20 protein-coding genes are annotated in these 16215 nt (G+C 72.3%); 14 read left to right on the forward strand and 6 right to left on the reverse strand.

Features of this window, described 5'->3' with window-relative positions:
• Positions 1-32 precede the first annotated feature (32 nt).
• The 3 genes from ACFWZ5_RS15620 to ACFWZ5_RS15630 are packed head-to-tail and all read right to left on the reverse strand — an operon-like array spanning position 33 to position 3393.
• Positions 33-1733: a sugar transferase gene (locus ACFWZ5_RS15620; RefSeq protein WP_384800956.1), complete on the reverse strand. Its 1701-nt coding sequence runs from the start codon at positions 1731-1733 to the stop codon at positions 33-35.
• The gene (locus tag ACFWZ5_RS15625; protein ID WP_384800953.1) at positions 1730-3019 is read right to left on the reverse strand and encodes a glycosyltransferase; all 1290 of its coding nucleotides are present in this window, start codon (positions 3017-3019) and stop codon (positions 1730-1732) included. The genes ACFWZ5_RS15620 and ACFWZ5_RS15625 overlap by 4 nt, the downstream gene beginning before the upstream one ends.
• A gap of 50 nt (positions 3020-3069) precedes the next feature.
• Entirely contained in the window at positions 3070-3393 is a 324-nt protein-coding gene (locus tag ACFWZ5_RS15630; protein ID WP_384800950.1) for a hypothetical protein, read from the reverse strand.
• Between the two features lie 390 nt (positions 3394-3783).
• Between ACFWZ5_RS15630 and ACFWZ5_RS15635 the strand changes: the two genes are divergently transcribed.
• From ACFWZ5_RS15635 to ACFWZ5_RS15675, 9 genes are all read left to right on the forward strand, one after another.
• Positions 3784-4023: a chaplin gene (locus tag ACFWZ5_RS15635; protein WP_384800947.1), complete on the forward strand. Its 240-nt coding sequence runs from the start codon at positions 3784-3786 to the stop codon at positions 4021-4023.
• A gap of 240 nt (positions 4024-4263) precedes the next feature.
• Entirely contained in the window at positions 4264-4971 is a 708-nt protein-coding gene (locus ACFWZ5_RS15640; RefSeq protein WP_384800944.1) for a hypothetical protein, read from the forward strand.
• A gap of 274 nt (positions 4972-5245) precedes the next feature.
• On the forward strand, positions 5246-5524 hold the full coding sequence (locus ACFWZ5_RS15645; protein WP_384800941.1) for a hypothetical protein: 279 nt from the start codon (positions 5246-5248) through the stop codon (positions 5522-5524).
• A 72-nt stretch (positions 5525-5596) separates the two neighbouring features.
• Positions 5597-5839: a chaplin gene (locus ACFWZ5_RS15650; RefSeq protein ID WP_384800938.1), complete on the forward strand. Its 243-nt coding sequence runs from the start codon at positions 5597-5599 to the stop codon at positions 5837-5839.
• A gap of 244 nt (positions 5840-6083) precedes the next feature.
• Positions 6084-6587, forward strand: a complete 504-nt coding sequence (locus ACFWZ5_RS15655; protein WP_384800935.1) for a DUF5949 family protein — start codon at positions 6084-6086, stop codon at positions 6585-6587.
• Positions 6587-7282: a vitamin K epoxide reductase family protein gene (locus ACFWZ5_RS15660; RefSeq protein WP_384890762.1), complete on the forward strand. Its 696-nt coding sequence runs from the start codon at positions 6587-6589 to the stop codon at positions 7280-7282. The genes ACFWZ5_RS15655 and ACFWZ5_RS15660 overlap by 1 nt, the downstream gene beginning before the upstream one ends.
• Before the next feature lie 131 nt (positions 7283-7413).
• Positions 7414-7917: a hypothetical protein gene (locus ACFWZ5_RS15665; protein WP_384790142.1), complete on the forward strand. Its 504-nt coding sequence runs from the start codon at positions 7414-7416 to the stop codon at positions 7915-7917.
• A 104-nt stretch (positions 7918-8021) separates the two neighbouring features.
• Positions 8022-8420, forward strand: coding sequence for a tyrosinase family oxidase copper chaperone (locus ACFWZ5_RS15670; protein ID WP_384790145.1), 399 nt, complete (start codon positions 8022-8024; stop codon positions 8418-8420).
• A 71-nt stretch (positions 8421-8491) separates the two neighbouring features.
• A complete protein-coding gene (locus tag ACFWZ5_RS15675) occupies positions 8492-9364 on the forward strand; it encodes a tyrosinase family protein (RefSeq protein ID WP_384790148.1) in 873 nt (290 codons plus the stop codon).
• 102 nt (positions 9365-9466) lie between these two features.
• On the opposite strand, the gene ACFWZ5_RS15680 is transcribed toward ACFWZ5_RS15675, so the two are convergent.
• A complete protein-coding gene (locus tag ACFWZ5_RS15680; protein ID WP_384790151.1) occupies positions 9467-9730 on the reverse strand; it encodes a chaplin in 264 nt (87 codons plus the stop codon).
• Positions 9731-9992: 262 nt separating this feature from the next.
• Here ACFWZ5_RS15680 and ACFWZ5_RS15685 point away from each other — a divergent pair, with 262 nt between their 5' ends.
• Entirely contained in the window at positions 9993-10283 is a 291-nt protein-coding gene (locus ACFWZ5_RS15685; RefSeq protein ID WP_384790154.1) for a hypothetical protein, read from the forward strand.
• Between the two features lie 43 nt (positions 10284-10326).
• Here the strand turns inward: ACFWZ5_RS15685 and ACFWZ5_RS15690 are convergent, their stop codons facing one another.
• Positions 10327-11070, reverse strand: a complete 744-nt coding sequence (locus ACFWZ5_RS15690; protein ID WP_384790157.1) for a M23 family metallopeptidase — start codon at positions 11068-11070, stop codon at positions 10327-10329.
• A gap of 120 nt (positions 11071-11190) precedes the next feature.
• On the opposite strand from ACFWZ5_RS15690, the gene ACFWZ5_RS15695 reads away from it, so the two are divergent.
• The 4 genes from ACFWZ5_RS15695 to ACFWZ5_RS15710 all read left to right on the forward strand — a co-directional run bounded on the left by ACFWZ5_RS15695 (position 11191) and on the right by ACFWZ5_RS15710 (position 15315).
• Complete coding sequence (locus ACFWZ5_RS15695) at positions 11191-11802, forward strand: chemotaxis protein CheB (RefSeq protein ID WP_384790160.1); 612 nt, start codon at positions 11191-11193, stop codon at positions 11800-11802.
• Entirely contained in the window at positions 11802-13667 is a 1866-nt protein-coding gene (locus ACFWZ5_RS15700; RefSeq protein ID WP_384790163.1) for a CheR family methyltransferase, read from the forward strand. The genes ACFWZ5_RS15695 and ACFWZ5_RS15700 overlap by 1 nt, the downstream gene beginning before the upstream one ends.
• Before the next feature lie 74 nt (positions 13668-13741).
• The gene (locus tag ACFWZ5_RS15705) at positions 13742-14605 is read left to right on the forward strand and encodes an ANTAR domain-containing protein (RefSeq protein ID WP_384790166.1); all 864 of its coding nucleotides are present in this window, start codon (positions 13742-13744) and stop codon (positions 14603-14605) included.
• Positions 14602-15315, forward strand: a complete 714-nt coding sequence (locus ACFWZ5_RS15710; RefSeq protein ID WP_384790169.1) for an ANTAR domain-containing protein — start codon at positions 14602-14604, stop codon at positions 15313-15315. Before ACFWZ5_RS15705 ends, ACFWZ5_RS15710 begins: the two co-directional genes overlap by 4 nt.
• Positions 15316-15407: 92 nt before the next feature.
• On the opposite strand, the gene ACFWZ5_RS15715 is transcribed toward ACFWZ5_RS15710, so the two are convergent.
• Positions 15408-16121 carry a DUF5324 family protein gene (locus ACFWZ5_RS15715; protein WP_384790172.1) on the reverse strand — a complete coding sequence of 238 codons (714 nt, stop codon included), beginning with the start codon at positions 16119-16121 and terminating at the stop codon, positions 15408-15410.
• Positions 16122-16215: the final 94 nt, after the last annotated feature.

Genomic DNA, 16215 nt, shown 5'->3' on the forward strand with positions numbered 1-16215 from the left:
CGCGGGGCGGGAGCGAGGGCGGACACGGGGCCTCAGCTCCCCGAGTGCCGCACGAGGCAGCCGACGGTGCGCAGCAGGATGCACAGGTCCTGCCAGAACGACCAGCTGTCGATGTACGCGTTGTCGAAGCGGCAGCGGTCCTCGATGGAGGTGTCGCCGCGCAGGCCGTGGATCTGGGCGAGCCCGGTGATGCCCGTGGGCATGCGGTGCCGCCGCTCGTACTCGGGGTACTTCTGGCTGAACTGCGCTACGAAGAAGGGGCGTTCGGGGCGCGGCCCCACGAGGCTCATGTCGCCCCGGAGCACGTTCCACAGCTGCGGCAGTTCGTCCAGGGACGTGCGGCGCAGGAACCGGCAGTAGGCGCTCATCCGGTCCTCGTCGGCCACGCTCCAACGGGTCGCCGCCTCCTGCGAGTCGGCGGGACGGTGGGTGCGGAACTTCAGCAGCGTGAACCGGCGGCCGTCCATGCCGACGCGCTCCTGCCGGAACACGATCCCGGGACCTTCCAGGGCGCGCAGCAGCGCGGCGCACCCGAGCAGCACCGGCGCGGCGAGCAGCAGCAGGACGGCGGAGACCGCGACGTCCAGGGCCCGCTTGCGCACGCTCGTCGCCCCCCGCGCACCGGGCGCCAGCGGGCGGCACAGGAACCCGGCCACGTGCTGCGGACGCGGGCCCGCGTGCACGGCGGTGCCGGATGCGCGGGGTACTCCGGCTCCGGATGCGCGGGGTACTCCGGCTCCGGCTGCTGCGGCCGTCCCGGCTCCGGCTGTCCCGGCTGTCCCGGCAGCTCCGGCTGCTCCGGGGGAGAGCTCCCACAGGTCGCAGCCGAGGGCGTGCAGCGCGGGCAGCCAGCGCTCGCGCCCGTCCGCCGGTCCTTCGGCGATCAGGACGGTGCGTACGTCGTTCTGGATGGCGGCGCGGTGCAGGGCGTCCGCGGTGGAAAGGACCGGCAGGCCCGGGGCGGTGTCCTGGTCCTGCCGGGCTCCGGATTCGGCGGCGCAGACGACGCCGACCGGCCGCATGCCGCACCGGGGGTGGCGCAGCAGGGCCGCGGCGACCCTGCGGGCCTGTGCACCGCTGCCGAGCACCAGGACCGGGCGCGGGCCACGGACGAGGGCCGCGCGGCGGCGCCAGTACAGCAGCGCGCGACCGCAGGCGCTCACCGCACAGTGCACAGCGCACGCGGCCAACAGCGCGCCCGGAACGACCGGCGCCACCGGCACCCCCGGCACCAACGGCTCCGCGAAGCCGGACCCCCCGGAGCCGGACCCCCCGGAGCCGGATCCCCCGGAGCCGCCGAAGAAACCGGTCACTCCGGAGAAGCCGGGTACGACCGTGACGCACGTCAGCGTGACGCACCACGCGACCGCCACCCGCCCCCAGAGCGAGGGCAGTTCGTCGAGCACACCGGGCAGCCGGGCCGGCCGGTAGAGGCCTCCGTGGGCGTTGAACACGACGACGGCCGCGGCGAGCAGCACCCCGACGAGGAGCGCGACGCCCAGCACGGAGCGCGGCGCGGCGTCGGCCGCGTACACCAGGGCTCCGAGCGCCGCGGCAGAGATGTCGGCCACCGGAAGCAGGGCCGCGGACCCCTGGCGGTACGGCTGCCGGGAGCCAGGGCCGACACGGGGCCCCCGTGCGTCCCGCGGAGCCACGACGACGGCCGTGGCGGGGTCCTGCTGCCCCTGTCTCGGCTCCGCTGACGAGGTGGCGACGGTTCGTTCCGCACTCACGGGTTGGTGGACTCCCTGTACTCGGTGGCTGCCGCGTACGAGGGCTCGGTGGCCGCCGTGTACGCGGGCTCGACGGCAGCCGCGTACGTGCCCTGCGCGGCGAGGAGTTCGCGGTAGACCTCCTCGATCGCGGCCGCGGCGCGCCGCACGTCGTGGTGGTCGCGCACGTGCGCGTGCGCCCGCTCGCCGAGCCGGTCGCGCAGGTCCCGGTCCCGTAGCAGGGCGACGAGGGCGCGGGCCAGGGCCACGGGGTCCTCCGGCGGCACCAGGGCGTGCGGTACGAGGGCGGGCGGCAGGCTCTCCCTGGCCCCGTCGACCGCGGTGACCACCACGGGCCGCGCACAGGCCATGGCCTCAAGCGGGGCGAGCGCCATGCCCTCCCACCGGGACGGCAGTACGACCACGTCGGCCGCCCGGTACCAGGGCACCGCGTCGGCGGCGGCCCCGGCGAACAGCACGGACGCGTCGGCGGCCGCCCGCAGCGCACCGGCGTCGGGGCCGTCCCCGACCAGGGCGAGCCGCGCGCCGGGCAGCGCCGCCGTCACCGTGGGCCAGGCCCGCAGCAGCACGTCCTGCCCCTTCTGGCGGCACAGCCGTCCGACGCACACCACCAGGGGGGCCGCCGGGTCGCGCACGGCGTCGGGCAGGGGGAGCGCGGCCCTGCCGTCCCGGGTGGCGGCGGGCCGGTAACGGTCCAGGTCGACGCCGTTGGGCACGACACGGGCCGCGCCCCTCACGCCCGCCCGCAGGCCCCTGCGCCGCTCCGCCTCACTGACGCACACGAGCCGCGCCGTCCACCGCGCCCCGTACCGCTCCCAGGCCCGCGAGAGGACCGCCGTCGCCCCGTCGACGGCCTCGAACGACCAGGCGTGCGGCTGGAAGACGGTGGGCAGGCGCCCGCGCACGGCGAGGCGCGCGGCCAGGCCCGCCTTGGCGCTGTGGGCGTGCACGAGGTCGGGCCGCACGGCGTCGACGATGCGGGCGAGGCCGCGTACTTCGGACCGGAGCCGGGGTCCCGGGGAGCGGGTCGCCGCCCACGCGTGCACGCGCGCGTGGGTGCCGGGGAACCCGCCGGACTCTCCTGCCGGGCAGGCGACTTCTCCTGCCGGGAAGGCGGCCTCTCCCGAGGGGAGGGTGGCCTCTTCTGCCGGGCAGGCGACATGGACGTCGAGCCCCGCGGCGGTCTGGGCCGCGACGAGGTCCTGCACCACGCGTGCCACGCCGCCGTCCACGGGCTGGCTGACGTGCAGGACACGTGGGCGCGGGATGGGCGAAGCCAAGTGCATGCGCGATTCCCCTAGGTGTGTGCGCGGTGATGGGCGCGCAGGACGGTGCGCTAGTGCACGCGGGCGTGGCCGAGGTGCACGCGGGCGTGGCCGACGCGCGTCCGGAGGCAGGACATCGCCGTCCGCGTCACCGCGTCGCCGCAGGTGATTGCCGCGTCGGCGGCGCGTACGACCCCGCCGCGCCGCACGGCGTGATACCTCTTGGCGCACTCGCTCCGGGGCTTCCTCCTGCCCGGCGGCGCGGCCACCGCGGGCCCGTGCGCGGCCATGGGCGCGGCGCACGGGGGCAGGACGGCGAGGACGCGACGCAGGCCCGGGGAGTGGCGCATGACGGCGGTGGCCTTCCGGAGGGTGCGGACTCTGAAGAACGACACGGGACTCTGAAGAACGACGACACGGGACGCTGAAAAGAACGACACAGCACGCAGATGGCAACCAACTGCGCGAAGATGCACGAATATGGCTGAACTTCCCTCAAGGGGAAGCGCAACTGTAGCGGGCGCCGAGGGCCTTCCCCGCGACCCCGAGACGTGTGTCGAATCTGTGAAGCACCGGGTCAACCACCCCCTGCGAGAGGGCCGCTGAGGCATGAATCCGCCGGTCCCGGGCCTGCCCGCGGCAACGCAGGAACGGGCGTGTCACTGAAATGGCCCCAGGGATCCATCACCCGTCCGGGGCACAACCGACCGTCAGCCCTGCCCGTTGATCCTCGCGCCGGGCATCCCGCTCGGCACCAGCGTCATATGACCAAGGAGCAGCTCTCCATGTCGCGTACCACCAAGGCTCTCGCCCTCTCCGCCGTCGCCGCGGCCGCCGTAGCCGGCGGTGCCGGTGTCGCCGCCGCCGACAGCGGCGCGCAGGGTGCGGCCACCAACTCCCCCGGTGTCATCTCGGGCAACGTCGTCCAGGTGCCGGTGCACGTTCCGGTGAACGTCTGCGGCAACACCATCGACGTCATCGGCCTGCTGAACCCGTCGTTCGGCAACACCTGCGTCAACGACTGACCCGGCGCACCCCTTCGCGACGGCCGCTCCGCGTTCGGCGGGGCGGCCGTCGCTGTCTGTACCCGAATGGCGGTGGCCGCAACGCCCGGCCCTCGACGCCCAATTCGGCTTCCCACCTGCGGAAATGCTCCTACTTCCCCAAAAGGCCCGATTACGCACCGCATTCATTCGGTTGCGGAGCGCGTTCGCCCCTTTCACGGTGATCACAAGATCCGACGGACCACCGAAAGGGAACGACCTATGCGTGCACTGCCCGCACGGCGTATAGCGACCACCGCGCTCTGCGCGACGCTTCTCATCGGCACGGCCGGCCCGGCCCTCGCCCTCCAGGACGAGGCCCGCAAGCAACCGCCCGCCGCCGCGAACCTCCCGGTGCCGGGAGCGGACGCGCTGCTGGCCCAGATCAAGACGCTCGGTGACCTCGGCACCATCCTCACGCCCGTCACCGACCTGCTGACCGCCGCCCTGAAGGCCGACAACGGCCAACTGCCCGCCGCGGACGCGACGAAGCTCACCCAGGCGGTCACGGACGCCATCGCCAAGATCACGGCTGCGGTCCCGGCCGTCCCGCCCGCCGCGCAGACCCCGACGACGCCGCAGGCCCCCGCGCTGCCGCAGCTGCCGCTCCCGCTGCCCCTGGGCGGCCCGCAGAGCGCGGAGAAGGCCGCCGCGCCCCTCGACCTCACGGGCGACGCCCTCGCGGCGCTCCAGAAGGCCGTGGACGCCCTCCTCAAGGCCGTCACCTCCGGCGACCCGACGCAGGTCGTCCCGGCCGCCACCAGCGTCCTCACCAGCCTGGTGAGCACGGTCGTCGCCGTGGTCCTCGGCGGCGGACTGCCCATTCCGAACCTGCCGGGCCTGCCCGCGCTGCCCAAGCTCCCGCTCCCGACGGACGCGCTGCCGCTGCCGAAGCTGCCGGTGCCGCTGCCGCTGCCCCTCGAGGAGTAGCCCGCATACGAAATCCGCCGCACCGGCACGTTCCGGTGCGGCGGATTCGTCGTGCCCGAAACTGCGTGGTGGGAACGTCAACTCACCCGAGGAATAGTCCAGTTGATATGAGAATGTGGCGGGCCCTTCCATCGGGTGGGTTCGGTGGAGTTTGCGTTTGAGGGGGTTTCCGCGCCGAGTTCCGGTCGTTAGGCCCGGCGAGAGAGACACCAGGCAGTAAATGCCTGAGCCGTGCTGCCCATTGGTGACAAGAGTTACCAGAGAAAGGAACACGATGAAGCCCCTGAAGGCTGCCGCTGTCCTCGCCGGAACGATGGCCGTCGCCGGTGCCGCCGCGCCCGCTTTCGCCCAGAACTTGACGCCCACCAGCCTGAACGGCGGCGTGGACACGCTGCTCAGCCAGCCGGTGCTTGAAGCCCAGCCGCTGAGCACCAACATGCTCGACACGGAGAACAAGAACTCCGTCGTCAACACGGTCAAGCAGGCGACGGACGGCCTGAACGCGAACGGTGGCCCCACGCAGCTCCTCGGTGGGCTCCCTCTCGCCAAGTAATTCTTGGGCGTGTTATTGCGCGGCTTATTGCGCGCACGTCCTTAGGCTCAGCTAAACCCAAGGGAAGGTTTGATGATGAACTCTGCCAAGAAGGCCGCTCTCACCATTTCCGCCGTTGCCGCGGCTGTGGCCGGTGGTGCCGGTGTCGCCGTCGCCGACAGCAGCGCGGAGGGCTCCGCCTCGCACTCCCCCGGCGTGGGCTCGGGCAATGTCGTCCAGGTTCCGGTGCACGTTCCGGTCAACGTCTGCGGCAACACCGCGAACCTCATCGGTGCCCTGAACCCGGCGTTCGGCACCACCTGCGTCAACGACTGACTCCCTTCCGGGAGCGTCGGGGCGACCGGAAGAATGTGCGAAAGGCCGGGCCGCGGAGAAATCCGTGGCCCGGCCTTTCGCGCGTATAGGGCACCGCAGCGGGCGCCCGAATCTTTCACTCGTATGTGGCACCGGGAAACGCCCCCGCCGTCATCACCCCATCGGGTGCGGCGGCGACGTCAGCTCGGCCACTCAGGTGACAAGGGCGGAAATCCGGCCCGCACGCGTCGCTACGGTTCCGCCCATGACTTCGACACCGAGCGAGCAGCGCCCTTTCAAGCCGACCGACATGGGCACCCTCGGAGTGATCGCCTGGAGCGGTGAACACCCCGAGGAGGAAATGGACATGGCCTTTCTGATGGCCTATTCCCTCGGAGACACCGAGGGCGGCCCCGAGGCCACGGCGGACGCCGTCGGCACGCTGCTGCACAACGCGGGCCTGCCCGTCGGCGGCCCCGTCCTGGACGGCGCGCGGAACCCGAGCCTGCCCGTGAGCCTCCTCGTCGAGGCCGGTCAGGCGGTCGTCAACATGCCGCACGTCAACGCGCAGTGCGTCGTGCCGCCCGAGTGGCTCGCGGCGGTGCAGGGGCGGGGACACGCGTACTTCATGATGACCACGCGCGCGTGGCCGGAAGGAGCGCCCGGCACGCCCGTGACGGAGGAGAGCCTGCGGGCCTTCGCCGGTGCCGAGGAGACGCTGACCAACGCCACGCACTGTCTGCTGCCGGTGCAGCGGCTGCGCAGCTGATGCGCGCCACGGCAGGGCCCCGGAGCGACGGCGACCCTCAGGCACCACCCCGCACCGTCCCGGCGCAGTCCGCCCGGGACGTCCCGGAGACCGCCGCCGGCCGCGTGACCCCTTCGCGCGCAGCCGGCGGCAGCCGTGCGCTGGCGCTGCTTTTGGTGATCACGGGTGCGGCGGGGCTGCTGGCGTCGTGGGTGATCACGCTCGACAAGTTCGAGCTGTTGAAGGATCCGAACTTCCAGCCGGGGTGCAGCATCAACCCGGTGGTGGCGTGCGGCAGCATCATGAAGAGCGAGCAGGCGGAGGCGTTCGGGTTCCCGAATCCGATGCTGGGGCTCGCCGCGTACGCCGTGGTGATCGGTGTGGGCATGAGTCTGCTGGGGCGGGCCCGCCTTCCGCGCTGGTACTGGCTGACGTTCAACGCGGGCACGCTGTTCGGGGTCGGGTTCTGCACCTGGTTGCAGTTCCAGTCGCTGTACCGGATCAACGCGCTGTGCCTGTGGTGCTGCCTGGCCTGGGTCGCCACGATCCTGATGTTCTGGTACGTCACTTCCCTCACCGTCCGCAGCGGCTTCCTGCCCGCGCCCGGCTGGCTGAAGACCTTCTTCGAGGACTTCACCTGGGCCCTGCCCGTCCTGCACATCGGCGTCGTCGGAGCGTTGATCCTCACGCGATGGTGGGACTTCTGGACGCACTGACCCGCAATAACCCGCAATGATCCGTTAAGTAGAACATTGGGTTGCTCGGGCGAAATTCGTGCTGGTGCGGAATGCGGGCTCGTTGAGCCTGTGCGAACCGTGTGGTCGCCGTGACCGAAAGGAACCGAGCCATGAAGCACACCACCCGAGGGGTCGTCGCCACGGCCCTCGCCTGCACCGCGGCCGCCTGCGCGGCGTCGACCGCGTCCGCCGCGGGCGGGCCCTCCGTGCCCGTGCCGCTCAACGGGGTGGAGAACTCGCTGGGCATCCGGGCCCCCGAGATCAGCAGCACCCTGCCGGTGCCGATGCCCGGCGAGGGCTTCCAGGGGCCGCAGTACGTCGAGGGCAAGCTGCTGCCGGCGCGGGCCCTGCCGCAGATCCCCGTCAACCAGGCGCTCCCCGACGTGACCGCGGTCGTCCCGCTGACCGACGTGGTCGGCGAGCACAGCATGGACACCCTCGGCCTCGCGGCGAAGGGCTCGGACGTGCAGGCCGCCACGCCCGGCGCGACGGTGGAGGCGCCGCTGGCCGAGCCGAGCGGGCCGTACGCGCTGCCGCCGGTCACGCTGCCGGGCGCGGGCCTCGACTCCCCGCTCCTGAAGGCCCAGCCGGCGGCCTACCTGGGACTCACCTGACAGCCGGCGACCCGATGGACCGTGTGGGCCCGGACGTGACGAAGCCGGGCCCGCGGTGCCCCGGGAGGGCCGGGACAGCAGCGACGTACCGGAAGAGGGAGCACATGACAGCAGCGAGCGGTACGCCCCTGACGCACCGGGTGCGGCGGCGGCATCTGTTGGGGGTCGCGGCCGTGGCGACGATCGCCGCCGCCGGGGTCCTGCGCGTGGCGCCCACCTGGGCCAGGGCCGCGCGGCCCGCCGAGGACGGCGAGGGGGCGTTCGACGAGATGTACCGGGGGCGGCGCATCCAGGGGGACCCGGTCGTGGGCCCGGACGGCCGCGTCTCGGGGGACCTGCGCGTCACGGTCGACGGCAGGGAGCTCGGCCTGATGCGCCGCGCGGACGGCAGCTACCTCAGCATGGTCGACCACTACGCGTCGTACGGAACTCCGCTGGCGGCGGCCCGCGGTGCCGTCGACGAGCTCGGCGTCGGCGAGGCCCTGCGCGGCCACACGCACTGACCGCGCGGCCACATCGGACCGGTGCGCGGGACGGAACGCGCACCGGAACTCGGACCGGAAGGGGGGCTCACATGGCCCGGACACGCAAGAACCAGAACCAGCTCAGCAGGGCCGAGCGGCGCAGGTTCGTGGACGCGGTGCTGCGCCTGAAGCGCAGGGGGGAGTACGACGAGTTCGTCCGCATCCACATCGACTTCTACGTGTCGGACGGGGAGCGCGGGCTCAGGGTCGCGCACATGTCGCCGTCGTTCTTTCCCTGGCACCGGCGCTTCCTGCTCGACTTCGAGCGGGCGCTGCAGCGGATCGACTCCGCGGTCACCGTCCCCTACTGGGACTGGACGCGCGACCGCACGCCCGCCGCGTCCCTGTGGGGCGAGGACTTCATGGGCGGCAACGGGCGCAGCAGCGACCGGCAGGTGCGCACGGGCCCGTTCGCGCACCGCAACGGGAACTGGACGATCAAGGAGAGCGTCACCGACGGACCGTTCCTGACCCGCGCGTTCGGCAACCCCGCGAACCCGCTCGACCTGCCCACCGCCGCCGACGTGGAGCGGGCGGTGCGCGAGCCGCGGTACGACGTGGAGCCCTGGAACTCGACGTCGGAGGGCGGCTTCCGCAACACGCTGGAGGGCTGGGCGCCGGGACGGGGCAACGAGCGGTGGCGCAACCACAACCGCGTGCACCGCTGGGTGGGCGGCCACATGCTGGGCGGCGGGTCCGTGAACGACCCGGTCTTCTGGCTGAACCACGCCTTCGTGGACCTGCTGTGGAGCCGCTGGCAGCGCCGGCACCCGGACGCCGCCCCCTACCTCCCCGCGCGGCCGCCCGAGCTCGGCGATCCCCAGTACGAGCGCATCGTCGCGCGCCACGAGCGGATGCCCCCGTGGCGGACGACGCCGGACGACATGGTGGACCACGAAGGGCTCTACCGGTACGGGTCGTGAGGCTGGCCCTGTACGGGGCGTGACGTCGGCCCCGTACGGGTCATGGCACCGAGAAGCCCTCGGCGAGGTCGTCGCCGAGGGCTTCTCAGAGGGCGTTCGCGTTCAGTGGCCGTAGCCGGCGCCGCCGCCGTTGTTGACGCAGGTGTTGCCGAACGCCGGGTTCAGGATGCCGACGAGGTTGACGGTGTTGCCGCAGACGTTCACGGGCACGTTCACCGGAACCTGGACCAGGTTGCCCGAGAGGACACCGGGGGAGTTGGTGGCCTTACCCGACGCATCGGCGTCCGCCATGGCCATCGCGGCACCACCGAGCACGACGGCACCGGCGCCGAGCGTGGCGACAGCCGCCTTCGCGATGCGAGACATCACGTTCTCCTTCGACTTGAGAAACTGCGGCCTCGTGGGTGTGGCCGCAATTCCCTAACGGCACCCCCCGTTGTGAGGTCACGCCGGTGAATTCCGAAGGCACGTGCGCGGTACGAATGTAGGAATTCGGCCCGGGCTCGCTTACCCGAGTGCCCGGGGTGGTTTTTTCGGTCCGGTCATCGGGCGGCCGTGAATCTGGGCTTGTCGGGTGAGAGGCACGGCGCGGCCGTGTCCTGCGGAAGCCCGCGCCGTTTCTGAGGGCATGACTTCAGCACGCCGACTCATGGCCGCCGTCTCCCTCGCCGCCGGTGCCGCCGCGCTCGCGGTGCCCTCGGCCCACGCGGCCGCCGACACGCCCGCAGCGTCGAAGCTCAACCCGGTCACCGTCCTCGACGACCTGGGCCGGGCCCCCATCCCCGCCGAGCACCAGGATCGGCTGCCGACCGTGGCCGGCCAGCTCAACGGCCTGAACCAGCTCAACGAGCTCAACCAGCTGCACCAGGTCACGGACCTGGTCGCCCCGGTGACGGGCCTCGTGCCCGCGGTGCAGTAGCCCGCCACCCGTCACCTCGCGGCCCCGCCACCGCGCCATCCCGTCACACGAGCCGCACTCCGCGGCGGGCCAGATATCTGACCGGGTTGATGTCCGACCCGTAGCCGCGGCGGTTGCGGATCTCCAGGTGGAGATGGGGTCCCGTGGCGCGTCCCGTGCTGCCGCTGCTGCCCACGCGGGTGCCGGCGCGGAGCCGGGCGCCCGGGCGTACGGAGATGCGCGACAGGTGCGCGTACAGCGCGTAGTGCCCGTCGCGCATCCGTACGGTGACCGCCTTCCCGTACGCGCCCGACCAGCGGGCGAGGACCACGACGCCCGCGCCGACGGCGTACACCGGAGTTCCCCGGGGCACGGCCAGGTCGATGCCCGTGTGGTGGCCCGCGATCCAGTTTCCGGGCACTCCGTAGCGGGCGGTCACGCGGTAGCGGCGGCGCAGCGGCAGGGTCAGCCTGCCCGGCGGGCCGAGCGGGGCGAGGGAGCGCAGTGCGGCGTCCCCGAGCCCCGCGTCGGCCGCCGCCAGGTGCGACTCGAACTCCTCGTCGTAGTCGGCCGCGCAGCCGTCGGGGCCGTCGGGGTCGGCAGCGCCGTCATAGGCCCCGTAGCCCTCGTAGGCCTCGTGGCCCTCGTAGTCGGCGTAATCGTCGTAGTCGTCATCCGGGTCCGCGAGCTCGTCCGGCGCGGGTGCTGCCATGCCGAGCGCCCCCGAGGCCAGCAGGAACACACCGATTCCCAGCGCGTCGCGCCGCGTGCTGCCCGCTGTGTGCGGGCCGTCTATGTGGTAGCCCATGACCGCCAGCACAACGGTGGCGGCGCGCCCCCGCACGCCCGGTTGCGCCACCTGGCGTAACGGGAGCGGGCGCGCGACCGCACCCCGACCGTGTCCGGAAGGTCCGCTAGGCTCGCCACCGTGACGGCTCATCAGCCCGCGAACCCGGCCGCGGACGCCACGTACGCGGTCGTGGCCATTGCCTCGTCGGCGGGGGGAATCCACGGCCTCCGGGTGCTGCTCGGAGAGCTGGGTCCCGATCTTCCCGTGCCCGTCCTCATCGTCCAGCACCTCGATCCCCGGCACCGCACGGTCATCGCCGAGGTGCTGTCCCGGCGCACCCCCCTGAACGTGAAGCTCGCGGAGCAGGACGAGCGGGCGGAGCCCGGAACGATCTACATCGCGCCGCCCGACCGGCACCTCCTGGTGGGGGCCGACGGGACCCTGACGCTGTCGAGCAGCGCGCTGGTGCACTTCGTGCGGCCCTCCGCCGACCTGCTCTTCGAGTCCGTGGCGGGCGCGTACGGGCCGCGGGCGATCGCCTGTGTGCTGACCGGGACGGGCAGCGACGGCGCGATGGGCGCCGAGGCGGTCAAGACGCGCGGTGGCACCGTGATCGCGCAGGACCCGGAGACGGCGGAGTTCAGGAGCATGCCGGAGGCCGCGGTGGGTACGGGAGCAGTGGACTTCGTGCTACCTCTGGAGGAGATCGCCGCGGTCGTGCGCGGGCTTGTCGGAACCAAGAGGCAGTGATGGGCGAGACACAGGGCGCAGAGCCGGACGAGGAGCTGGAGGAGCTGCTGCGCTTCTTGCGTGACGCCCGGGGTTTCGATTTCACGGGGTACAAGCGCTCGTCCCTGGGGCGCCGCATCCGCAAGCGGATGTCCGACATCGACGTGACCTCGTACGCGGACTACCGCGACCGGCTCGAGACCAGCGCCGAGGAGTTCAGCGCGCTGTTCAACACGATCCTGATCAACGTCACGTCCCTCTTCCGCGACCCGGACGCCTGGACGTTCCTGCAGCGCGAGGTCGTGCCCGAGATGCTCGCCGCCGTCGAGCCGCAGGAGGAGATCCGCGTGTGGAGCGCGGGCTGTTCGAGCGGCGAGGAGGCGTACTCCCTCGCGATCATGTTCGCCGAGGCGCTCGGCATCGAGGAGTGCATCAACCGCGTCAAGATCTACGGCACGGACGTCGACGAGGAGGCGCTGCGCGACGCCCGCTCCGCGCTCTACCTGCCCAAGACGCTGGAGGCGCTGCCGGCGGAGCTGCGCGAGAAGTACTTCGAGCACAACGGCGCGCGGTACAGCTTCCGTCCCGACCTGCGGCGCCGGGTCATCTTCGGGCGGCACGACGTGACCCGCGACGCCCCCATCTCCCGCCTCGACCTCCTCGTGTGCCGCAACACGCTGATGTACTTCAACGTCGAGGCGCAGACCCAGATCGTCGACCGCTTCCACTTCGCGCTGCGGGAGAGCGGCTTCCTCTTCCTGGGCAAGGCGGAGATGCTTCTGAACGACGCCGACCGCTTCGAGGTGGTCAGCATGCGACAGCGTGTCTTCCGGCGTCGGCCGGGCGAGACCGGACCGCCCTACCAGCCCGCCCCGATGAAGATCAGGGCGATCGTCGGCGCGGAACAGCGCACGGTGGCGCGCAACCGGCAGACGCGCGACCTGATCCTCGACGCCATCCCGGTCCCGGCCGTCGCCGTCGACGCCGAGGGCACCGTCGCCCTGATCAACAGCAACGCGCGCGTGCAGTTCGCCCTCAGCACGAACGACATCGGCCGTCCCTTCCAGGACCTGGAGATCTCCTACCGGCCCGTCGAGCTGCGCTCCCTGATAGAGCAGGCGACGCACGAGCGCAGAACCCTCAGGGTCAACCGCGTCGAGCGGCGCGTGGGCGAGGACACCCAGTACTTCGACATCCTCATCCAGCCCCTCACCGGCCCCACCGGCCTGCCCGCGGCCACCGTCATCACCTTCACCGACGTCACGGTCACCACCCAGCTCAAGTCCGAGATAAAGCGCGTACGCGAAGACCTGGAGACGGCGTACGAGGAACTCCAGTCCACGAACGAGGAGCTGGAGACGACGAACGAGGAACTCCAGTCGAGCATCGAGGAGCTGGAGACGACGAACGAGGAACTCCAGTCGACCAACGAGGAGTTGGAGACCACCAACGAAGAGCTCCAGTCCGGCAACGAGGAACTGGAGACGATGAACGAGGAAATGCGCATCCGCACCGAGGAGCTGGACGAGACCCGCGCCTTCCTGGAGGGCGTGATGAGCAGCGTCGCCGCGGGCGTCGTCGTCCTGGACGTGGACAAGCGGGTCAAGAGCTGGAACCGCGGCGCCGCCGAGCTGTGGGGCCTGCGTGCGGACGAGGTCGCCGACAAGGTGTTCTTCGTGCTCGACTTCGGGCTGCCCACCGAGGAGCTGCGGCCCGTCATCCAGAAGTGCCTCGACTCCGGCAAGCGCACCGAGCCCGTCGCGGTCTCCGCCGTGAACCGCATCGGCCGCACGATCACCTGCAACGTCACCTGCTCGCCGTTCGACGATCACCACGGAGGTGTGGTGCTCCTCATGGAAGAGTCCCCTGGCGCGTCCCCTACGTGACGGGCAGGGGTTCATACCGGTAAGAAGCCCGAAACGCCCTCCTCCGGATCGCCCCCCGGGCGTACGCTGCGCATATGACCACGGGCGAGGGCTCCGTCGGCCAAGCGGCGGAAGCATGGCGCCGCGCGGCACGGGCACGCGAACGTGCGCGGCAGGCGGCTGAGGCTGCCGGGCGGTTCGAGCGTCAGGCGGCGGAGTCCGGGCGTGCCGAGTACTTCCAGATCGCCGCGCTGCTCCACTCCACGGCGGGCTGTCACCGTTCGTCGGCGCGGCTGCAGGAGGCGTTCGCGCACCATCTGACGGGGTGGATGCAGGGGCGTGGTGAGCGGCCGCGATTCATGACGGGCGTCGCCGAGGCGTGCGGCACGACCAGCGCGGCGCTCACCCTCGTCGACGCCGACCACAGCCAGCTCGCCGTCGCCGCGTCCAACGAACCGGCGCGCGCCGCCCAGGACTTGGAGTTCATGCTCGGCGAGGGCCCCACCCGGGACGCCACGGCAGGCTCCCGCCTCGTCAGCGCCTCGTACGCGGGCATCGAGCAGCGCTGGCCCTGCTACGGCCCCGCCCTCACCGCGCTCGGCATCCGTGAGGTCGCCGCCATGCCCCTGGACGCCAGCGACCGCTGCTTCGGGGCGCTCGCCGTGTTCGACCCGCGGCCCGGGCTCGTCGGCACCCAGGCGTTCGCCGAGATCGTCGGGGCGCTGACCCGCACGGTGCTCCTCGACCCCGACGCCGACCCGGAGCTGTACGGCGGGATCGACCACCGGGATCTGGTGCAGCAGGCCGCGGGCGTGGTGTCCGTGCACATGAGCTGCTCGGCCGACGACGCCCTCGCGGTCGTCAAGGCCCGGGCGTTCAGCCGTGGGGTGTCCCTGGAGTGGCTCGCCCGGCGCATCCTGTCCGGCGAGATCAGGCTCAGCTCGGGAGGGCCGTCATGACGACGCAGCAGCGTCTTGCCGACATCTTCGTGGAGCTCACGGGCGTCGACCACGCGGCGCCGGGCAAGGCGACGGAACTGCTCTCGGTGCTCGCGGTCCGCAGCAGGGAACTGCTCGGCACCCGGGCCTGTGCCGTCCTGAGCATGCCGACGAGCACCGAACCGGTGCGGGCGTTCGGATCCGACGCGGCCTCCCGTGACCTGGTGCTCCTGGCCCACACCATGGATGAGGGTCCCTGCCCCGACTGCTACCGCGCCGGCGCGCCCGTCCCGCGTACCGATCTGACCAGCGCCGTGACCCGGCAGCGCTGGCCCAACTACGCTCCCCGGGCCCTGGCGCTCGGCTTCACCCAGGTCGCGGCGCGTCCGCTGCAGGGGCGCGAGTCGGTCGTCGGCGCGCTCGTCGTGTACGGCACCGAGGACGCGCCGATCACCGACGAGGGCCTCGTCCTCGCCCAGTCCCTGGCCGACGTCGTGGCCGTCGTGCTGCTGCGCGACCGCGAGCTGCGGCAGAGCCTGCTCCTGACCGACCAGCTGACCCACGCCCTGTCCAGCCGCCTCGCCATCGAGCAGGCCAAGGGCGTCATCGCCACCCGCAAGTCCCTGACCATGGACGAGGCGTTCGCCCTCCTGCGCGGCCACGCACGCTCGCACCAGCGGAAGATCGCGGAGGCGGCGCGGGACGTGGTGGAGGGGCGGCTTGAGCTGTGACGGCTGGATCTCTTACGGGCTTACGGGCGTACGGGGTTACGGGGTGGGGCGGTCGGCCCGCCCCAGCCCGCATTCCTGAGGGAACCTGACCGTCAGGGGCGCTCGTCGCGCTCCTCCGCCTCGGCCTCCGCCTGCTTCGCCTGCACCTCCGGGTCCAGGGACGCCTGACCGCTGCCGTCCACCGACGTCAGCGGGGTGCGGTCGGGGACCTCCGTGGCGGCGGGCGGCTCCACCAGCCAGTCCGGGTTGGCCTGCTTGTCCCACCACTTCCAGGCGGCGACCGCGCCGGCCGCGAGCACGCCGAGGACGGCGAGGCGCTTGGCGAGGCGCCCCGCGCGGGACCGGCGCTCGTGCCTGCGCGCGAGGCGCTGGATCTCGGCGGGCGACACCTGGCCGCGCAGCGCGGCGAGCGCGGCGGCGCCCCGGGCCGCGGCCTCGTCGCGGACCGGGCCGGCCGCGGCCACCGCGTGCTCGATGCGGGGCTTGGAGAAGTCGGCGGCCTGCCGGGCGGCCTTGCGGGTGCGGACGGCCGCTTCGTGGGCCGCGTGGTCGACCTTCGGCGGTACGTGCGTACGCGCCTGCTCGAGGCGGGGTGCGACACGGGTGCCGTACTGCGAGCGGGCCTGCTCGGCCGCGGTGAGCGCGGCCTGCGACACCTTCGGCGCGATGCGTACGCGGGCCTCGTGCGCGTAGTGCGCTGCCGTGTCCTTGGCCGTGCCGGCGTAGGGCGCCACCACGTCCGCGGCGTGACGCACGCTGTCCTTGGCGGTGCTCGTCGCGGCGCGCACGCTGTCTTTGCGGGTCACGGTTCCTCCTCCTCGGTGGCGTTATAGGTATGTCACCTTTCCACCCTTTCAGGGATCATGCCTGCCGTATGGCCCTACGGCATGTGAGGGCGGG

This window comes from Streptomyces sp. NPDC059003 (assembly GCF_042740445.1).
Taxonomy (GTDB): domain Bacteria; phylum Actinomycetota; class Actinomycetes; order Streptomycetales; family Streptomycetaceae; genus Streptomyces.

Coding starts and splice junctions, on each gene's coding strand:
- ACFWZ5_RS15625 (WP_384800953.1), bottom strand. CDS start 3,019: ATGCACTTGGCTTCGCCCATCCCGCGCCCACGTGTCCTGCACGTCAGC.
- ACFWZ5_RS15635 (WP_384800947.1), top strand. CDS start 3,784: ATGTCGCGTACCACCAAGGCTCTCGCCCTCTCCGCCGTCGCCGCGGCC.
- ACFWZ5_RS15640 (WP_384800944.1), top strand. CDS start 4,264: ATGCGTGCACTGCCCGCACGGCGTATAGCGACCACCGCGCTCTGCGCG.
- ACFWZ5_RS15645 (WP_384800941.1), top strand. CDS start 5,246: ATGAAGCCCCTGAAGGCTGCCGCTGTCCTCGCCGGAACGATGGCCGTC.
- ACFWZ5_RS15650 (WP_384800938.1), top strand. CDS start 5,597: ATGATGAACTCTGCCAAGAAGGCCGCTCTCACCATTTCCGCCGTTGCC.
- ACFWZ5_RS15655 (WP_384800935.1), top strand. CDS start 6,084: ATGACTTCGACACCGAGCGAGCAGCGCCCTTTCAAGCCGACCGACATG.
- ACFWZ5_RS15660 (WP_384890762.1), top strand. CDS start 6,587: ATGCGCGCCACGGCAGGGCCCCGGAGCGACGGCGACCCTCAGGCACCA.
- ACFWZ5_RS15665 (WP_384790142.1), top strand. CDS start 7,414: ATGAAGCACACCACCCGAGGGGTCGTCGCCACGGCCCTCGCCTGCACC.
- ACFWZ5_RS15670 (WP_384790145.1), top strand. CDS start 8,022: ATGACAGCAGCGAGCGGTACGCCCCTGACGCACCGGGTGCGGCGGCGG.
- ACFWZ5_RS15675 (WP_384790148.1), top strand. CDS start 8,492: ATGGCCCGGACACGCAAGAACCAGAACCAGCTCAGCAGGGCCGAGCGG.
- ACFWZ5_RS15680 (WP_384790151.1), bottom strand. CDS start 9,730: ATGTCTCGCATCGCGAAGGCGGCTGTCGCCACGCTCGGCGCCGGTGCC.
- ACFWZ5_RS15685 (WP_384790154.1), top strand. CDS start 9,993: ATGACTTCAGCACGCCGACTCATGGCCGCCGTCTCCCTCGCCGCCGGT.
- ACFWZ5_RS15690 (WP_384790157.1), bottom strand. CDS start 11,070: ATGGGCTACCACATAGACGGCCCGCACACAGCGGGCAGCACGCGGCGC.
- ACFWZ5_RS15700 (WP_384790163.1), top strand. CDS start 11,802: ATGGGCGAGACACAGGGCGCAGAGCCGGACGAGGAGCTGGAGGAGCTG.
- ACFWZ5_RS15705 (WP_384790166.1), top strand. CDS start 13,742: ATGACCACGGGCGAGGGCTCCGTCGGCCAAGCGGCGGAAGCATGGCGC.
- ACFWZ5_RS15710 (WP_384790169.1), top strand. CDS start 14,602: ATGACGACGCAGCAGCGTCTTGCCGACATCTTCGTGGAGCTCACGGGC.